The organism is Rathayibacter sp. VKM Ac-2879 (assembly GCF_015351245.1).
Taxonomy (GTDB): Bacteria; Actinomycetota; Actinomycetes; order Actinomycetales; family Microbacteriaceae; genus Rathayibacter.
In genome coordinates this window covers 1-886 of sequence record NZ_JADKSO010000009.1, presented here as the reverse complement: position 1 = coordinate 886, position 886 = coordinate 1, and the positions used below count along the sequence as shown (strand labels likewise).

The following is an 886-nucleotide window of genomic DNA, read 5'->3' as shown; positions in this document are numbered from 1 at the left end:
TCGATGCGGTGGTGGTGTCGTGAGGGGGATTGTTTTGGCGGGGGGGTCGGGGTCGCGGTTGTGGCCGATCACGAAGGGCATTTCGAAGCAGTTGATGCCGATTTATGATAAGCCGATGGTGTATTATCCGTTGTCGACGTTGATGATGGCGGGGATCGATGAGGTTTTGGTGATCACGACGCCGGAGTACAACGGGCAGTTTCGGGCGTTGTTGGGGGATGGGTCGGCGTTGGGGATGCGGATCGAGTATGCGGTCCAGGAGTCTCCGGAGGGGCTGGCGCAGGCGTTTGTGATCGGGGAGGAGTTCATCGGGGAGGAGTCGGTGGCGTTGGTGTTGGGGGACAACATCTTCCATGGGACGGCGTTGGGGACGGCGTTGGCGGCGAAGACGAGCGTGGAGGGCGCGGTGATTTTCGCTTATCAGGTCGCGGATCCTCGGGCGTATGGGGTGGTGGAGTTCGATGACGGGTTCCGTGCTCTGTCGATCGAGGAGAAGCCTGAGGCTCCGAAGAGCAATTATGCGGTTCCGGGTTTGTATTTCTACGACAACGATGTGGTGGAGATCGCGAAGACGATCGAGCCGTCGGCTCGGGGGGAGTTGGAGATCTCGACGGTGAACGAGCGGTATCTTCAGGCGGGGTCGTTGAGTGTGCAGGTCTTGGATCGGGGGACGGCGTGGTTGGACACGGGGACGTTCGATTCGATGATCGAGGCGACGGAGTTCGTGCGGGTGATCGAGCAGCGTCAGGGTTTCAAGATCGGCTGTATCGAGGAGGTCGCGTGGCGTAACGGGTGGATCGATGACGCCCAGCTCGCTGCTCTCGCCGCGCCCCTCGTGAAAAGCGGCTACGGCACCTACCTCCAACGACTCCCCGAACTCGGACGC

General features: G+C 61.2%; 1 protein-coding gene. It reads left to right on the top strand.

Going from position 1 to position 886, the window contains the following annotated elements; genetic code table 11:
* Positions 1–19 precede the first annotated feature (19 nt).
* Positions 20–886, top strand: an 867-nt coding sequence (gene rfbA, locus ITJ45_RS13875; RefSeq protein WP_194611032.1) for a glucose-1-phosphate thymidylyltransferase RfbA, incomplete at its 3' end; no start/stop codon positions are given.